15 protein-coding genes are annotated in these 15,568 nt (G+C 70.0%); 10 read left to right on the forward strand and 5 right to left on the reverse strand.

What is annotated here, in order from left to right:
• Nucleotides 1-54: 54 nt before the first annotated feature.
• Nucleotides 55-1,653, reverse strand: a complete 1,599-nt coding sequence (gene xrtA / locus BM252_RS25050; RefSeq protein ID WP_093390400.1) for an exosortase A — start codon at nucleotides 1,651-1,653, stop codon at nucleotides 55-57.
• Between the two features lie 181 nt (nucleotides 1,654-1,834).
• Between xrtA and BM252_RS25055 the strand changes: the two genes are divergently transcribed.
• Complete coding sequence (locus BM252_RS25055) at nucleotides 1,835-2,638, forward strand: S1 family peptidase (RefSeq protein ID WP_093390401.1); 804 nt, start codon at nucleotides 1,835-1,837, stop codon at nucleotides 2,636-2,638.
• 92 nt (nucleotides 2,639-2,730) lie between these two features.
• Here the strand turns inward: BM252_RS25055 and fur are convergent, their stop codons facing one another.
• Complete coding sequence (fur, locus tag BM252_RS25060) at nucleotides 2,731-3,153, reverse strand: ferric iron uptake transcriptional regulator (protein WP_093390402.1); 423 nt, start codon at nucleotides 3,151-3,153, stop codon at nucleotides 2,731-2,733.
• 228 nt (nucleotides 3,154-3,381) lie between these two features.
• Here fur and BM252_RS25065 point away from each other — a divergent pair, with 228 nt between their 5' ends.
• The 5 genes from BM252_RS25065 to BM252_RS25085 all read left to right on the forward strand — a co-directional run bounded on the left by BM252_RS25065 (nucleotide 3,382) and on the right by BM252_RS25085 (nucleotide 8,291).
• Nucleotides 3,382-3,762: a DUF2946 domain-containing protein gene (locus BM252_RS25065; RefSeq protein ID WP_245774434.1), complete on the forward strand. Its 381-nt coding sequence runs from the start codon at nucleotides 3,382-3,384 to the stop codon at nucleotides 3,760-3,762.
• A gap of 213 nt (nucleotides 3,763-3,975) precedes the next feature.
• Nucleotides 3,976-6,108, forward strand: coding sequence for a TonB-dependent receptor (locus BM252_RS25070; protein WP_245774435.1), 2,133 nt, complete (start codon nucleotides 3,976-3,978; stop codon nucleotides 6,106-6,108).
• A gap of 258 nt (nucleotides 6,109-6,366) precedes the next feature.
• A complete protein-coding gene (locus BM252_RS25075; RefSeq protein WP_093390404.1) occupies nucleotides 6,367-6,999 on the forward strand; it encodes a 2OG-Fe(II) oxygenase in 633 nt (210 codons plus the stop codon).
• Between the two features lie 177 nt (nucleotides 7,000-7,176).
• Nucleotides 7,177-7,785, forward strand: coding sequence for a TetR/AcrR family transcriptional regulator (locus BM252_RS25080; RefSeq protein WP_174900675.1), 609 nt, complete (start codon nucleotides 7,177-7,179; stop codon nucleotides 7,783-7,785).
• 80 nt (nucleotides 7,786-7,865) lie between these two features.
• Entirely contained in the window at nucleotides 7,866-8,291 is a 426-nt protein-coding gene (locus BM252_RS25085; protein ID WP_093390406.1) for a hypothetical protein, read from the forward strand.
• A 4-nt stretch (nucleotides 8,292-8,295) separates the two neighbouring features.
• Here BM252_RS25085 and BM252_RS25090 read toward each other — a convergent pair whose 3' ends face one another.
• Nucleotides 8,296-8,919, reverse strand: coding sequence for a LuxR C-terminal-related transcriptional regulator (locus tag BM252_RS25090; RefSeq protein WP_093390407.1), 624 nt, complete (start codon nucleotides 8,917-8,919; stop codon nucleotides 8,296-8,298).
• A 26-nt stretch (nucleotides 8,920-8,945) separates the two neighbouring features.
• Entirely contained in the window at nucleotides 8,946-9,356 is a 411-nt protein-coding gene (locus BM252_RS25095; protein ID WP_217429964.1) for a hypothetical protein, read from the reverse strand.
• Nucleotides 9,357-9,492: 136 nt separating this feature from the next.
• On the opposite strand from BM252_RS25095, the gene BM252_RS25100 reads away from it, so the two are divergent.
• Nucleotides 9,493-10,185 carry a response regulator gene (locus BM252_RS25100; protein WP_093390409.1) on the forward strand — a complete coding sequence of 231 codons (693 nt, stop codon included), beginning with the start codon at nucleotides 9,493-9,495 and terminating at the stop codon, nucleotides 10,183-10,185.
• A gap of 15 nt (nucleotides 10,186-10,200) precedes the next feature.
• On the opposite strand, the gene BM252_RS25105 is transcribed toward BM252_RS25100, so the two are convergent.
• A complete protein-coding gene (locus BM252_RS25105; protein WP_174900676.1) occupies nucleotides 10,201-13,293 on the reverse strand; it encodes a sensor histidine kinase in 3,093 nt (1,030 codons plus the stop codon).
• 191 nt (nucleotides 13,294-13,484) lie between these two features.
• Here BM252_RS25105 and BM252_RS25110 point away from each other — a divergent pair, with 191 nt between their 5' ends.
• The 3 genes from BM252_RS25110 to BM252_RS25120 all read left to right on the forward strand — a co-directional run bounded on the left by BM252_RS25110 (nucleotide 13,485) and on the right by BM252_RS25120 (nucleotide 15,563).
• Entirely contained in the window at nucleotides 13,485-14,495 is a 1,011-nt protein-coding gene (locus BM252_RS25110) for an alpha/beta fold hydrolase (protein ID WP_217429965.1), read from the forward strand.
• A 37-nt stretch (nucleotides 14,496-14,532) separates the two neighbouring features.
• Nucleotides 14,533-15,186 carry a hydrolase gene (locus tag BM252_RS25115; RefSeq protein ID WP_093390411.1) on the forward strand — a complete coding sequence of 218 codons (654 nt, stop codon included), beginning with the start codon at nucleotides 14,533-14,535 and terminating at the stop codon, nucleotides 15,184-15,186.
• Nucleotides 15,187-15,293: 107 nt separating this feature from the next.
• Nucleotides 15,294-15,563, forward strand: coding sequence for a DUF1427 family protein (locus BM252_RS25120; RefSeq protein WP_093390412.1), 270 nt, complete (start codon nucleotides 15,294-15,296; stop codon nucleotides 15,561-15,563).
• Nucleotides 15,564-15,568: the final 5 nt, after the last annotated feature.

Below are 15,568 nucleotides of genomic sequence, written 5' to 3' on the forward strand. Positions count from 1 at the left end.
CAAGCGCACCGCGCCCCGTCCGGACCCGTTCCGGCGGGGCGTTGTTGCGTCCGCTCAGGGGCGGGCGTTGGCGGCCAGCGTCGCCTCGAGCGGCGCCAGGTTGGCCGCAACGAAGCTGCGCAGCGCGGCGCGGGCCGTCTCCGGCTGCTCGTCGAGCGGCGTATAGAGCAGCAGCACGGCGCCGTCGTCGCTGCCGCGCAGCAGGCGTTGGCGCAGCGCCCACAGCTTGCCGACATAGTCGTTGGCGGTGCGGCGCCCGTCGATGGCGTACCAGCGCCACACCAGCAAGCGGCCGTTGGCGCCCTTGAGCACCGTCTCGTTCACCGTCAAGGCCTGGCCCTGCAGGCTCTCCTGGCGCAGCGCGCTACCGGCCTCGTGCCAGGCCTGATTCTTGGCGTCCAGCGTGAGGCGGTTGCCGGAGCTGATCATCGGCCGTTCCGGCTGCTGGTTGCGGTAGTACAGCAGCGTCAGTCCGACCTGCTGTTGGCCGGCGGCGTAGCTTTGCCGCAGCTGCGCGGCGGGGGCGGCGAAGGCCGGCTGCCAGTCGGCGAACGGGGCGGTGGCCGGCCAAGCGGCCTGGAAGCCGTCCAGCCGCACCGGCTGTGGATTGAACTGGGCCCGTTCCAGATAGCCGGCGGCCAGCGGCCCGGCGCCGGCGGCCAGCAGCACGGCCAGCGCCGCCAGCGCCAGCCGGGCCGGCGCGGCCGACGGCGTGGCGGCCGTCGCGGCGGCGCGGGCGCGGGCGGCGGCGTCGGGCAGCGGCTGGCGGCGGTCCTCGCGCCACAGGCTGCCGATCAGGAACAGCAGCGAGATCACCAGGCCGAAGAAGACCCAGCCGTAGATCAGGTGGTCGAAGCCGACCGCCATTGTCATGCCGCTCAGGTGGCCCATCAGGACGATGCCGTAGGCGCGCACCGCGTTGGCGGCGATCGGCACGAGCACGGCGAGGGCGATGAAGGCGGCCTGGCGCAGCCGCGAGCGGTAGGTCAGCCAGGCGTACAGGCTGCCCAGCGTCAGCGACGAGATCAGGTAGCGCAGGCCGCTGCAGGCCTCGACCACCGACCAGCTGCCGCTCGGTATCATGAAGGTGTTGCCTTCGCGTAGGACGGGGATGCCGCTCAGGCGCAGGGCGGCGATGGTGGCGTTGGCGGTCACGTCCATCAGCGGCGGAATGAAGACGTCGCCGAAGGGCACGGCGAACACCAGGAACAGCAGGGGAAAGGCGATGGCGCGGGCGACGCGGCGGCCCAGCAGCAGCAGCACCGCCAGGGGCAGCATGGCGACCATGGCGTACTGGCGCACGATCTGCACCTCGCCCAGTTGCGCCAGCAGCCAGGCGGCGGCGCAGCCCAGCAGCAGGGGCAGGGCGGGCCAGCAGGGGCGCAGCGGCAGGCGCGCCAGCGCGGCACGCTGCTGCCAGATCAGCCACAGCGCGCCGGGCAGGATCAGGTAGCCGTGGGCGAAGGTGTCGGAACGGTTCCAGATCGCCACGATGGAGCGCGCCGTGGCCAGGTTCGCCAGCAGCGGCAACAGCAGCGCCAGGGCCAGGCACAGCGCCAGGCCGGCGCCGGAGCGGGGCAGCGCGGCGATGGCGGCGGGGGCGACGCCTGGCGTGATGGTCGGCTGCGGCAGGGTCGGCTTGTCGTCCGGCATGGCTTGTCTTCCGCTGAGGGCTGTGGCGCGCCGGCCATGAAGGCCAGCATGAAACCTCGCCGGTTATCTTGATAATTATCTAAAAGACATTTAAGTTCCGTATGTTACCGTAGTTTCGTTTGCATTATTGTAATTTTTTTGTGCTAAGGTGGGCGTTCCCGCCCACTTCCCGGTGCCCCGCATGCCGTCATTGCTTGCCGTCTTGTTCCGCCGCCGGCCGGCCGCCGGCCTGGCCGCCTGGTCGGCAGTGTTGTTGAACTGCATCGCGCCGCCGGCCGGGGCGGACCAGCTGGAGCAGACCATCGTCATGGTCAAGCCGGCGGTGGTGGGTGTGGGCACCTTCCTGGCCGGACGCAGCCCGCCGATCCGCTTCGTCGGCACCGGCTTCGCCGTCGGCGACGGGCTGAGCGTGGTGACCAACGCCCAGTTGGCGCTCGGTCCGCCGCTGCCGCTGCAAGGGGAGGTGCTGGGTGTGTTGCTGGGCAACGGCGCGCAGCTCGAATTCCGCGCCGCGACGGTGCGCGCGGTCGACAAGGAGCACGACCTGCTGCATCTGCGCATCGCCGCGCCGGCCTTGCCGGTGTTGCAGTTGGAGTTGGCGCCCGAACACGCGCCGCAGGAGGGTAGCGCGCTGGCCTTCACCGGCTTTCCGCTCGGCCTGGCGCTCGGTTTGAACCGCGCCACGCACCGCGCCACCTTGTCGGCGGTGACGCCGGTGGTGCTGCCGGCGCTGGCCACGCGGCAGTTGAACCCGCGCGCCATCGCCCAGTTGAGCCAGACGCCGTTCAAGGTGTACCAGCTCGACGGCACTGCCTTCGCCGGCAACAGCGGCGGGCCGGTCTACGCGCCGGACAGCGGCCGGGTGGTCGGCATCGTCAACCAGATGTTCGTCAAGGGACTGAAGGAGACGGCGCTGAGCACGCCGACCGGCATCACCTACGCGGTGCCGGCGCGCCACATCGAGGACTTGCTGCGGCAGAAATGAGGCGGCTCCCCGGATTTGCGCGCGCCGACGAAAACCAGCGGAGGCCAATCGAGGGTCAGACCCTAAGGGTCTGACCCTTGTACTCTTGTCGCCTAGGCCGGCGCGCCGTTGCAGTGGGCGCAGACGCCGTATAGCGACAGCGAATGCTCGTGCAGGGCGAAGCCGCGCTCGCGCGCCACTTCCTCCTGGCGCCGCTCGATGTCGGCGTCGACGAACTCCTCCATCTTGCCGCAGCGGGTACAGACCAGGTGGTCGTGGTGCTCGCCCTGGTTCAGCTCGAACACCGAGGCGGCCGATTCAAATTGGCGGCGGCTGAGGATGCCGGCGGCGGCGAACTGCATCAGCACGCGGTAGACGGTGGCCAGGCCGAGGTCGATGTGCTCGTCGCGCAGCAAATGGTAGACATCGTCGGCGCTGAGGTGCTTCTTCTTGCCCTCCTGGAACAGCTGCAACACGCGCAGGCGGGGCAGGGTGGCCTTCAGGCCGGAATTGCGCAATTCTTTTGGAATATCCATTGGTCTCCTTCGGCGCTTTCCTTGGTATTTACGAGAACGATTCTCATTCCGAATAATATGCGTAATGGGAATCATTTGCAATGAAGATGTGTCGATGGCGGGTGCCAGCGGCAGGCGGCGGCTAAGCCGGTTAAAGATGATCTACGTTAAGATCGGCGGGAGTTTTGTATGCTAGCCCCGGGCGGCGTCCCGTATAATTGCCGTATGGTTACAAATGTGAAAAGAAGAATGTTGTGCGCTTGGGTGGCCTGTCTGGCCATCCTGTTCAGCGCGCTGGCGCCTTCCATCTCACACGCGCTGACCGCCGCCGCGCCTTCCTCGGCCGCTGCTGCCGGCGCGCCCGGCCTAATGGCGATCTGCAGCAGCAACGGCGCCAAGGCCACCGCCCCGGCCGCCATCGACCCGCATCCCGCCGCGCTGCAACACCACATGGAGCACTGCGCCTACTGCATGAGCCACGGCGGCGCTTTGGCGCTGTTGCCCACCTCGGCGCACGTCTTCCCGCTGCTTGTCGGCGACGATCTCTACCCTTCCTTGTTCTACCGGGCACCGGCGCCGCTGTTCTCCTGGTCCGCCGCCAGCCCGCGCGGCCCGCCGGCCGCCACCTGACCCTCGCCTAAACCACGTTCCACCACGCCCGCGCCACCAGGCCGGGTCGAGCAGCCGCGTCCGCTTGTCGGCCGCCGCCGCGCCGTGCCGCGCTGTGCCGTGTCGCGCCGTCTCTCTGCGGCCAGGCGCAGCCGTGGCATGCCCCGCCGCCGCCGCGTCCTCGGCCGGCCCGCGTGGCGCACCCCATTTGAGCACCTTAGAAAGGAAGTACCCATGAAATACTCCATCCAACTGACCCCGCTCGCCCTGGCCATTTGCCTGGCCCATCCCGCGCTGGCGCAGAGCCAGGCCGTGTCCGGCACCGTGTCCGGCACCGTGTCCGGCACCATGTCCGGCACCATGCCGGAAGTGCGCGTGGTCGGCCAGGCGATGCCGCAGCCCTTGGCCGGCAGCGACAGCAGCCAGTTGCTGTCCAACGTGGCCGGCTACAACGTGGCGGCCGGTGGCGGCGTGTCCGGCCTGCCGGTGATGAACGGCTTCGCCGACGACCGCCTGAAGATCCGCATCGACGGCATGGAAGTGAGCTCGGCCTGCGCCAACCACATGAACGCGCCGCTGTCCTACATCGCGCCCAAACAGGTCGGCAAGATCCGCATGCTGGCCGGCCTGACGCCGGTGAGCATGGGCGGCGACAGCATCGGCGGCAGCATCGAGGTCGAGTCGGCGCCGGCCGAGTTCGCCGACGCGCCCGGCCTGCTGCGCAGCAGCGGCAGCGTGTCGCTGGGCGCGCGCAGCGTCGACCGCAGCGTCTCGGCGGCGCTGAGCGCCGGCGTCGCCAACGAGCGCCTGAGCATCGCCTACAGCGGCAACCGCGTGCGCGCCAACAGCTACCGCGACGGCAACGGCGACCAGGTGCGCGACAGCCTCTACAAGAGCACCAACCAGAGCCTGACCATGGCAGCGCAGGGCGGCGGCCAGCTGCTCACGCTGCGCCTGGGCACCCAGCGCATCCCCTACCAGGGCTTCCCCAACCAGTACATGGACATGACGCGCAACCATGCCGACTTCGCCAACCTGAACTACACCGGTGCGCTGGCCTGGGGCAAGCTGGACGCCCGCCTGTACTGGCAGCGCACCGAGCACGACATGGGTTTCTTCAGCGCCGAGCGGGCCGGCAAGATGCCGATGCTGACCGAGGGCCGCGACCGTGGCTACGCCGTCAAGGCCGAGCTGCCGCTGGCGGCCGGCGGCACCCTGCGCCTGGGCAACGAGTACCACAGCTTCCGCCTCGAGGACTACTGGCCGTCGGTGCCGGGCGCGATGATGATGTCGCCGCTGGTCTATTTGAACATCCACGACGGCAAGCGCGACCGCGTCGTCCTGTTCGCCGAGTGGGACCAGAGCGTCAACGCGCAATGGAGCACCCAGCTCGGCCTGCGCGGCGAGCGCGTCAACAGCGACGCCGGCCAAGTCCAGCCCTACAACTACACGATGATGAACGCCGCCGACGTCGACGCCGCCAAGCTCTTCAACAGCCGCGAGCACGCCCGCCGCGACAACAACGTCGACCTGACCGCGCTGGCCCGCTACGAGGCCGGCGCCGGCGCCAGCTACGAGTTCGGCTACGCCCGCAAGACCCGTTCGCCCAATCTGTACGAGCGCTACACCTGGGGCCGTGGCACCATGGCGATGCGGATGATCAACTGGTTCGGCGACGGCAACGGCTACGTCGGCAACCTCGACCTCAACCCCGAGGTGGCGCACACCCTCAGCGCCAGCGCCGACTGGCACGACGCGGCGCGCCAGCGCTGGAGCGTTAAAGTAACGCCGTACTTCAGCTTCGTGCGCGACTACATCGACGCCGACGCCATCGGCAGCTTCAACCCCTACAGCGTCAAGACGGCCAGCGGCCGGCTGCTGCGCTTCGCCAACCACGACGCCCGCCTGTACGGCGTCAACCTGGCGTGGAACCTGGCGCTGGCGCAGGACGCCCGCTTCGGCAAGCTGGCGCTGAAGGGCACGGCCAGCATCACCCGTGGCGAGCGCACCGACGGCCTCGACCTGTACCGTATGATGCCGCTCAACGCCAGCGTCGCGCTCGAACAGGCGCAGGGCGCCTGGCACAACACGCTCGAAGCCAAGCTGGTCGGCCGCAAGCACCTGGTCGACAGCCAGCGCCTGGAGCCGGAAACCGGCGCCTACGCCGTGTTCAACGCGCGAGCGCAGTACCAGGCCGGGCGCAACGTCAGCCTGTCGGCCGGTGTCAGCAACCTGTTCAACCGCTACTACGCCGACCCGATGGGCGGGGTCGACCTGGCCGGCATGGCGGCGAGCCGCAGCGGCACGCTGCGCGCGTTGCCCGGCTACGGCCGTTCCTTCGACCTGGGCATGACGTACTCGTTCTGAGGCGAATGCCGCCGGGCCAAGATGCCGGCGGCGCCCAAACCGCCCACCGGCAGAGAGCCAGGGTCAGACCCTCAGGGTCTGACCCTCGGTCTGCGTCTGCAGGTCTTTCCTTCGGCAAATGGGCGCTGGGCCGGCCGTGGAAGGTGTTACCATGGCCGCTCAAAGATGCGCTGCTGCCGACCAGGCGGCGGCGTTTGATCAGCACTCCTGGCTGGTTGACGATATTTTTGTCCGCACGCCACCAGGAAAGCAGCTCAGATGCATACCGATCCGTCCCCCATCCCGTCGTCGACGGGGCCGTGGCTGCACCAGCGCACGCTGGACCAGCTGGCCAGCCACGGCTGGTCGCAACAAAACCACTTTCTTTCCGATGAACTGACGCTGGCGCTGGCGGCCGAATGCCGCCTGCTGGCCGCCACCGGCGCCCTGACGCTGGCCGCCGTCGGCCGGGGCGACGCGCAGGCGCTGCGGCCGGACATCCGGGGCGACCGCACGCGCTGGCTGGCGGCCGGCCAGTCCGACGCCTGCGACCGCTACCAAGGCATCATGGAGCAGCTGCGGCTGGCGCTGAACCAGGCCTTTTTCCTCGGCCTGGACAACTACGAAAGCCATTTCGCGCTGTACGCGCCGGGCGCCGGCTACCAGCAGCACCTGGACCGTTTTCGCGACGACGACCTGCGCACCGTGTCGGCGGTGATTTACCTGAACGCCGACTGGCCGAGCGGGCAGGGCGGCGCGCTGCGCCTGCATCCGCAAGGCGAGCCGATGCTCGACATCGCGCCGCTGGGCAGCCGGCTGGTGCTGTTCCTGTCGGCCGACATGCTGCACGAGGTGCTGCCGGCGACCTGCGAACGGTTGTCGCTGGCCGGTTGGTTCCGCCGCCGCAGCTAGGCCCGGCGCTCCGTTCGGTTCTCTACCCCGCACTGCGATACGCCACGGGGTCTGACCCCGCATGGGGTCAGACCCCTTCGCCCCTGGGGTAAGTAAGCCGGTGGAATCTTTTTCTCTTGATAATATGGCGTTTTTCACTATACTATGCGGTATAGTATGTATCTTGATAGAAAAGCCATGCCGCCAAACACAAAACCTACTCAGCACCGGGAAACCAAGCTGCCGCGCACCGCCTGGTTGGAGTCCGGCCTGGGCCTCCTGTCCGGGACCGGCCCGCAGGCCATCACCGTCGAGCAGTTGTGCAAGAGCGTGGGGCGCTCCAAGGGCTCCTTCTACCACCACTTCGCCGACGTCAAGACCTACGGCGACGCGCTGGTGTCGTTCTGGGAACAGCGCGACACCGAGAGCGTGATGCGGATGGTCGACCAGTCCGCCGGCGCCTGGCAAAAGCGGCAAGCCTTGGCGGGCCTGGCCTTGTCGCTGGACGGCAGCACCGAGCGCGCCATGCGCCAGTGGGCGGCCAGCAATGCCGACGTGGGCGGCCGGGTGGCGGCGATAGACCAGCGCCGCATCGCCTACCTGGCCGGTCTGATCGACGAGATCAACGGCCACGGCGATCCGGCCGACGCGCTCGACCTGGCGCGCATCGAGTACGCCACCTTCGTCGGCCTGTTCTATGTGCTGCCCTGCGGCCAGCGCGTCGATTCCAGCCGCATGTTGCGGCGCTTCTTGATGTTGATGACGCCGGCGGCGCCGCCCTTGCCGCCCAACTGGCCCGATGCCTGACTTCATTTTGTTAGTTCGCAGTACCTTCCCTGTCCGGCATGAACACCTGCCTTTTTTGACTCATCTCTTTGAAAGCACACATGAACCGACCACTGCTCGCCGCCACGCTGCTGGCCACCTTCACCGCCCTGTTGCACACCTTCGTCGGCACGCCCGAGATTGAAGGCCCGCTGCTGCAGTCGGGCCTGCCCTCCGAGGTCAGTCTACTACTGCTGGCCTGCTGGCATTTGGTCACAGCGGCGCTGGTAATCTCGGCGCTCGCCTTGGGCCTGGCGCTGCGGCCGACAGCGGCGTGGGCGCGGGCCACGGTCCGGCTGGTGTCCTATCTATGGTTGAGCTTTGGCACGGTGTTCGTCCTGGTCGACCTGATTTACGTCGGCCCGGCCATGCTGTTGCGGCTGCCGCAATGGGTGCTGTTGCTGCCGGTCGGCGCGCTCGGCCTGTGGGGCGCGCGGGTCGACCGCCGCAAGCAGATCGTCGCCGGCGCTGGCGCCGCCTTCGCCTAAGTGCTCAGGCCGGCTGTGCGCCGCCGCGGCGCGGTTCGCCGACCAGGCCGCGCCGCGTCGCCAGCACCACCGCGTGGGTGCGGGCGGTGGCGCCGAGCTTGTCGAACAGGCCCTTGACGTGGGTCTTGACGGTGCCGACGCCGATGCCCAATTCGCGCGCGATCGACTTGTTGCAGCAACCCTCGGCCAACAACTGCAGCACGTCGCTCTCGCGTCCGGTCAGGCCGACGCGGGAGAAGCTGTCGGCCACGCAGCGGCTCAGCTCCGGGCTGATGTAGCGCAGGCCCCGGCCCAGCGCGCGCACGGCCGCCAGCAGCTGCCCGGCGTCGCAGCTTTGCAGCAGATAGCCGTGCACGCCGGCCGTCATCGCGGTGTGCAGCTCCCATTCGCGGTCGAGCTGGGTCACCACCAGCACGCGCGCCACCGGCGCCGGGCCGTGGCCCTCGGCCGGGCGCACCCGCGCCAGCCCCTGGCGGTAGTCGGCCAGCACCACGTCGACGCCGTCGCCGGTGGCCTCGTCCAGGCTCAGCTCGATGTCGGCGCAGCCGCCCAGCAGCGCCACCAGGCCGGCGTTGACGATGGCGTCCTGGTGGATCACCAGCACGCGAATTTTTTCAGCGCGATTCATAGACTTCTCCGTAACAATGATGCCCCTTACGAATCGGGCGTGAATGGATCTTTCGGCAGCAGCAGCCGGCGCCGGCCGAACAGCTTGGCGTCCAGGGCGTAGGCGCCGGGGCCGAGCAGCAGCAGCGCCAGCGCGCCGAACACCGCCACGGCCGGCGCCGGCCCGGCGCTGGCCCAGTTGTTGAACAGGCTGAGCGCCTGGTAGACGGCGCAGACCGCCGCCGCCAGCGGCGTCAGCAGGCCCAGGCCCAGCAGCAGCATGAGCAGGGCCAGCAGCAGCCACCACCACGGCGGCAGCGTCCCGCCCAAGCTGTCGAGCAGCAGGCGGGTGGCCACGGCCAGGCGCAGCAGCAGTAGGCCGGCGCCGGGGCCGCCGGCGGGAAAACTCGAGGTGAATCCATGCATGGCGGGGAGCGGCCCGGTGGGCCAAGCTGTCATGGCATGCAGCTTAACGGCGCGCGTGGCGCGGCGCAGCCCCCGATCCGGTTAGCGGGCGCTAACCCTATCGGGGTATGGCAGGAACGGCAATCTTGTGACACACTGGGCGGCTCGGTAGAACCAGATGGAAGGCGCAATGAACACAGGCAGCGACAGCAGCGCGCACCCGGCAACCGAGGCGGCCCCGCTCATCACGGTGATGACGGTCGACGACCATCCGCTGTTCAGGGAGGGCATCGCCAGCGTCATCGAGGACGAGGCCGACATGCGCCTGCTGGCCGAGGCCACCAGCGGCCGCGAGGCGATACAGCGCTACCGCGAGCTGCGGCCCGACGTGACGCTGATGGACATCCAAATGCCGGACATGAACGGCATCGACGCCACCATGGCGATCCGGCGCGACTTCCCCAACGCCCGCATCGTCGTGCTCACCACCTACGAGGGCGATGTGCTGGCGCAGCGCGCCATCAAGGCCGGCGCGGTCGGCTATCTGCTCAAGAGCATGCTGCGCAAGGAGCTGCTGGCGACGGTGCGCAACGTGCACGCCGGCCGCCGCTGCATCCCTGCGGCGGTGGCCAGCGGCATGGCGGCGCACTGGCACGTCGACGCGCTGAGCAAGCGCGAGCTCGAGGTGCTGCAACTGGTCGCCGGCGGCCAGAGCAACAAGCGCATCGGCGTGCTGCTGGCCATCTCCGAGGAAACCGTCAAAGTGCACATGAAGAGCATCCTGGCCAAGCTGGCCGCCAGCGACCGCACCCACGCCGTCACGCTGGCCATCGAGCGCGGCATCCTCGACCTGCGCGCCTGCGGCACGGTCGGCGTGATCTGACGCCCGGCCCTGCGGCTAGCGCAGTCTGTCGCTGCGCGCCAGCCAGCCGTTCAGGCGGCCGAGCCAGGTGCGCGCCGGCGCGCGCGCGTAGGCCCGCGCCGCCGCCACCCGCAGCGTCACCTCGGTGCCCTTGCCGGGAGCGCTCCACAACTCCACCTCGCCGGGGATCTTGCCGGCGCGCTCGCGCATGCCGGTCAGGCCCCAGTGGCCGGGCCGCCGGCCGGCGCGCAGCACCGTCTCGTCCATGCCCTTGCCGTCGTCGCGCACGCGCAGTTGGAACTGCTCGCGGCCGTAGATCAGCTCCAGTTCCACCTCGCCGGCGGCGCCGTGCTGGAAGGCGTTCTGCAGCGCCTCGCGGCCGATGTGGTAGACGTTTTCGCAGGCGTTCTCCGCCAGCGGCATCGGCTCGCCGGTCAGCGCCAGGCTGAAACGCGGCGGGTACTGCTCCTCCAGCGCCTGGCCGTACTGGGCGAAGGCCAGCGGCAGGTCGCCGCCGTGCGAGGGCTCGACGCGCAGGCCGGTCAGCTGGTTGCGTCCCTCGACCATCACCGCGTCGGCCTGGTCGAGGATCTTCTCGGCCAGCGCGCGCGCCTCGCCGTCGGCCGGCAGGCGCTTGAGCAGGGTCTGGAAGCGCAGGATCAGGCCCTGCACGCTTTGCAGGAAGGTGTCGTGCAGCGCGCGGGCGATGCGTTCGCGCTCGTCGAGGCGCTCGACCATGCGCTGTTGCAGCTGGCGCGTGACCTGGCGCATGCGCAGCACATATAGCAGCGACAGCAGGCCGGCCGCCACGGCCAGGCACAGGGCGGTGAACCAGCCGGTCTGCAGGAAGGACGGCCGGATGCTGAAACGCAGCGAGGCCGCTTGCGGGTTCCACATGCCGTCCTCGTTGGCCGCCATCACGCGGAACGTGTAGTCGCCCGGCGCCAGGTTGGTGTAGAAGGCCTGGCGCAGGCGGCCCGGATCGTGCCAGTCGGCGTCGTAGCCGTCGAGCCGGTAGCGGAAGGCGATCCGCTCCGGCATCGACAGGCCGAGCGCGGTGAAGTCGAGCCGCAGGGCGCGGGTGTTGGCCGGCAGCGCCAGGCCGGCGCGCGGCGGGTGGAAGCGGCCGTCGGCCGTCACGCCCTGGATCTGCAGCGGCGGCGGCAGCCGGTTGCGGCGGATGGCGGCCGGGTCGATCCAGCTGATCTGGCTGGCGGTGGACAACCACAGCCGGCCGTCGGAGGCCTCGACCAGCGAAGGCACCGGGCGGATCTGCGCGGCGGCGCCGACCAGGCCGTCGTGGGCGTCGAAGCGCTCGTAGGCGACGCCGCTGCCGGGCCGGCGCAGCGCGGCGGCCAGCTCGGCGGCGCCGATGTGGCTCAGGCCGTCGGCGCCGAACAGCCACAGCTCGCCGGCGCCGGTGCGCACGATGCCGGAGACGCCACGGAAGTCCTCGCCGTCGCGCCCGCGCAGCGGCACGAAGCGGCGGCGGGCGGCGTCGAACCAGGCCACGCCGCGCTCGCCGCCGGCCCACAGCTGGCCGTCGCGCCGGTACAGCGTCAGCACGGCGCCCAGTTCCAGGCCCTGGGCGGCGTCGTACACGGCGACGCCGCCGGCCTCGACGCGGGCGATGCGGTTGCGCGGATAGCCGGCCCACAGCACGCCGTCGTCCTGCGTCAACAGGCTGACGGCGTAGCTGTCGGGCAGGCCGGCCAGGCCGCCGTTCTTGATCCAGTCGCCCTGGCGCAGCAGGTACAGGCCGGCGCGCGAGAACGACAACCACATGTCGGCGCCGCCGCCGTGGCTGATCGCCTGCAGGTCGTAGCCGTCGGCGGCCGGCGGCCGGGCGATGCGGCGCATCCGCGTGCCGTCGCGGCGCCATAGTTCCTGCTCGGCGCCGAGCCAGACGGCGCCGTCCGGCGCGCGGTAGGCGGCCGAGACGAAGGCGCGCGCCAGGACGCCGCGCTGGCCCTCCGGGCCGAACAGGCGCAGCGGGCCGGCGCGGTCGCCCACCAGCATGCCGCCGCCGGCGCCGGGCAGCAGGAAGGCGTGGTCCAGCTGGGCCTCGGTGGGCACGGTGGCCAGGCGGTTGCGGCGCAAGCGGTCGACGCCGGCCGAGGTGCCGATCCACACATTGCCCTCGCGGTCCTGGAAGAAGCATTGCGGCAGGCCGCCGCTCAGGCCGTGGTCGCGGGTCAGCAGCTGGCCCGGCGGCGGCGGCAGATTCGGCCGGTCCGGCAGGCGGCGCTGCACGCTGTCGGCGCGCATCAGCCACATGTTGCCGTCGCGGTCGAAGTGCATGCCGCTGCCGGGCAGCTCGGCCTTGGCCGGCGTGCCGGCCGGCGGCGCCGAGGTGCGCATGCGGTAGTAGCTGTCGACCGCGTCCGAGGCCCACAAGGTGCCGTCCGGCGCCAGGCCCATGCCCATCAGGTCGAGCCGGGGCCAGGCCGGCGCGAAGCGCTGCTCGCCACGGCGGCGGAAGTAGACGCCGCCCTGCATCGAGATCCATTGCGTGCCGGCGCGGTCGAAGATCACTTGGCGGCCGATGCGCGAGGGCAGGCCCAGCTCGGCGCCGGCCGCCACGAAGCGGCCGCCCAGCAGGCGCGCCATGCCGTCGCGGGTGGCGGCCCAGACCACGCCGTCCGGCGCCCGGCTCAGGTGCATCACGGCGCCGTCGGGCAGGCCCTCGGCCACGCCGTAGTGCTCGGCGCGGCCGTGGTGGAAGTGGCTGACGCCGCCGAAGCGGTAGCCCAGCCACAGGCCGCCCTCGGGCGGCGCGTACATCGCCAGCACGTTGGGCGACGACAGGGCGTTGCCGTCGATGGCGTCCATCCGCTCGAAGCGCTTGCCGTCGAAGCGGAACAGGCCGGTGGCGGTGGCCAGCCACAGCCAGCCGTCGCTGGTCTGCACGAAATTCAGCACGTCGACCGGCGCGCCGTCCTGCGCGCCCCAGCTGGTGTGGCTGAATTCGTCGAGCAGGCGCGGTCGCGCCGCGCCCGGCGCCGCTTGGGCGGGGGCCGCAGCGCGCGCCTGTGGCGGTGCCTGGGTCTGGCCGGGGCCGACCGTCAACAGCAGGGCGAGCGCCGCGACCAGGCGCCGCGCCGGCAATGGGAAAGTGTGAAATCGCATGGCCGGCATCTTAACATCGACTTGACGCAAAGTTAACGCCGTGTGCGCGTTGGCCGGCTCCCTCCAAGGGGGGAGGCTGCGCTCACTTGTATTGGTGATTCGCCAAGCCACGCCGCTGGCTATGCTGGTGGTACTCGCCGTGGTGCGCCGTGAGGGCGCGGCGGCGGGTCACCACCACCAGGGAGCAAGCAATGACAACAGAAGACCAGGCGCCGGAATTGAACCGGCGCCGCCGCAGCGTGCTGCTGGCAGGTGCCGGCGCGGGGGCCGGCGTCGCGCTGACCGCCGGCCTGCCGCTGGCCGCGATGGCGGCGCAGAAGGCCGGCGCCGCCCAGGCGCCACACCATTCACATTCCAAAGGAGTCAAACAGATGGGCACTATCACCACCCGCGACGGCGTAGAACTGTATTACAAGGACTGGGGGCCGCGCAACGGCCAACCGATCGTCTTCAGCCACGGCTGGCCGCTCAATTCGGACAGCTGGGAATCGCAGATGATGTTCCTGGCCTCGCAGGGCTACCGCTGCGTGGCGCACGACCGCCGTGGCCACGGCCGCTCCAGCCAGCCGTGGGACGGCAACGACATGGACCACTACGCCGACGACCTGGCCCAGGTGATCGACAAGCTGGACCTGAAGAACGCCGTGCTGTTCGGCTTTTCCACCGGCGGCGGCGAAGTGGCGCGCTACATCGGCCGCCACGGCACCAAGCGCGTCGCCAAGGCCGGCCTGATCTCGTCGGTGCCGCCGCAAATGCTGCAGACCGCCGCCAACCCGGGCGGCCTGCCGCTGAAGGTGTTCGACGACATCCGCGCCGGCTCGCTGGCCGACCGCGCGCAGCTCTACCAGAACATCGCCAGCGGCCCGTTCTTCGGCTTCAACCGGCCCGGCGCCAAGGTCTCGCAGGGCATGATCAGCTGGTGGTGCGCGCAGGGCATGCAGGCCGGCCACAAGAACACCTACGACTGCATCAAGGCCTTCTCCGAGACCGACTTCAGCGAGGATCTGAAGAAGTTCAACATCCCGACCCTGATCGTGCACGGCGACGACGATCAGATCGTGCCGATCGACGCCGCCGGCCGCGCCGCCGCCAAGCTGGTGAAGAACGCCACGCTGCTGGTCTACGCCGGCGCGCCGCACGGCTTGACCGACACCCACAAGGACAAGCTCAACGCCGACATGCTCGCCTTCATCAAGGGCTGAGCCCCATCCCATCTCATTGAACGCAAAGGAAACCACCATGTCCATCAAAGCCACCCCAACCCCCGGTTCGCAATTGATCTCGCCGCACGACCACACGCTGATCATGATCGACCACCAGTCGCAAATGGCCTTCGCCACCCACTCGATCGACGCCGTCACCCTGCGCAGCAACGCCGCCCTGGTGGCCAGCGCGGCGGCCGGCTTCGGCGTCTCGACCATCGTCACCTCGGTGGCCGAGAAGAGCTTCTCCGGGCCGATCTTCGACGAGATCAAGGCCGCCTTCCCGCGCCTGGAGGTGAGCGACCGCACCTCGATGAACACCTGGGAGGACGCCAACGTCATCGCCCGCGTCAACGCCATCGGCAAGGACCGCCTGGTGCTGGCCGGCCTGTGGACCTCGGTGTGCATCGTCGGCCCGGCGCTGTCGGCGCTGGAGCAGGGCTACGAGGTGTATGTGATCGCCGACTGCTGCGGCGACGTCTCGGCCGAGGCGCACCAGCGCGCCATGGACCGCATGGTGCAGGCCGGCGCGCGTCCGATGACCTCGCTGCAGTACATGCTAGAACTGCAGCGCGACTGGGCCCGTGGCGAGACCTACGAGCTGACCACCGGCATCGCCAAGAAGTTCGGCGGCGCCTACGGCCTGGGCATCATCTACGCCCAGACCATGTTCAACGCCCACGAGGGCTAAGCCCGGCGCGGCCGCGCCGCGCCTCGCCAAGCTGCGCCCGTCCCGCAACGGCCGGCGTGGCGGGACGGGCGCGGCCGCCCCGGCGACCCATCCATTGGAGCCTCATCATGAAAATTTACCTGGTATCGTTGGCGGCGGGACTGCTGGTCGGCGTCATCTACGGCGTGCTCGACGTGCGCTCGCCGGCGCCGCCGGTGATCGCCCTGGTCGGCCTGCTCGGCATCCTGCTGGGCGAACAAATCCCCCCGCTGGTACGCCAGTGGCGCGCGCCGGAGGCGGCCAAGGTGGCCTGGTTCGGCGACCAGGTCAAGCCGCACTGTTTCGGCCAACTGCCCGGCGCCGCCGACAAGAGCAAGACCGCCAAGGCCGACGCCTGACCCTT

The sequence above is a fragment of the Rugamonas rubra genome (assembly GCF_900114705.1).
GTDB lineage: Bacteria > Pseudomonadota > Gammaproteobacteria > Burkholderiales > Burkholderiaceae_D > Rugamonas > Rugamonas rubra.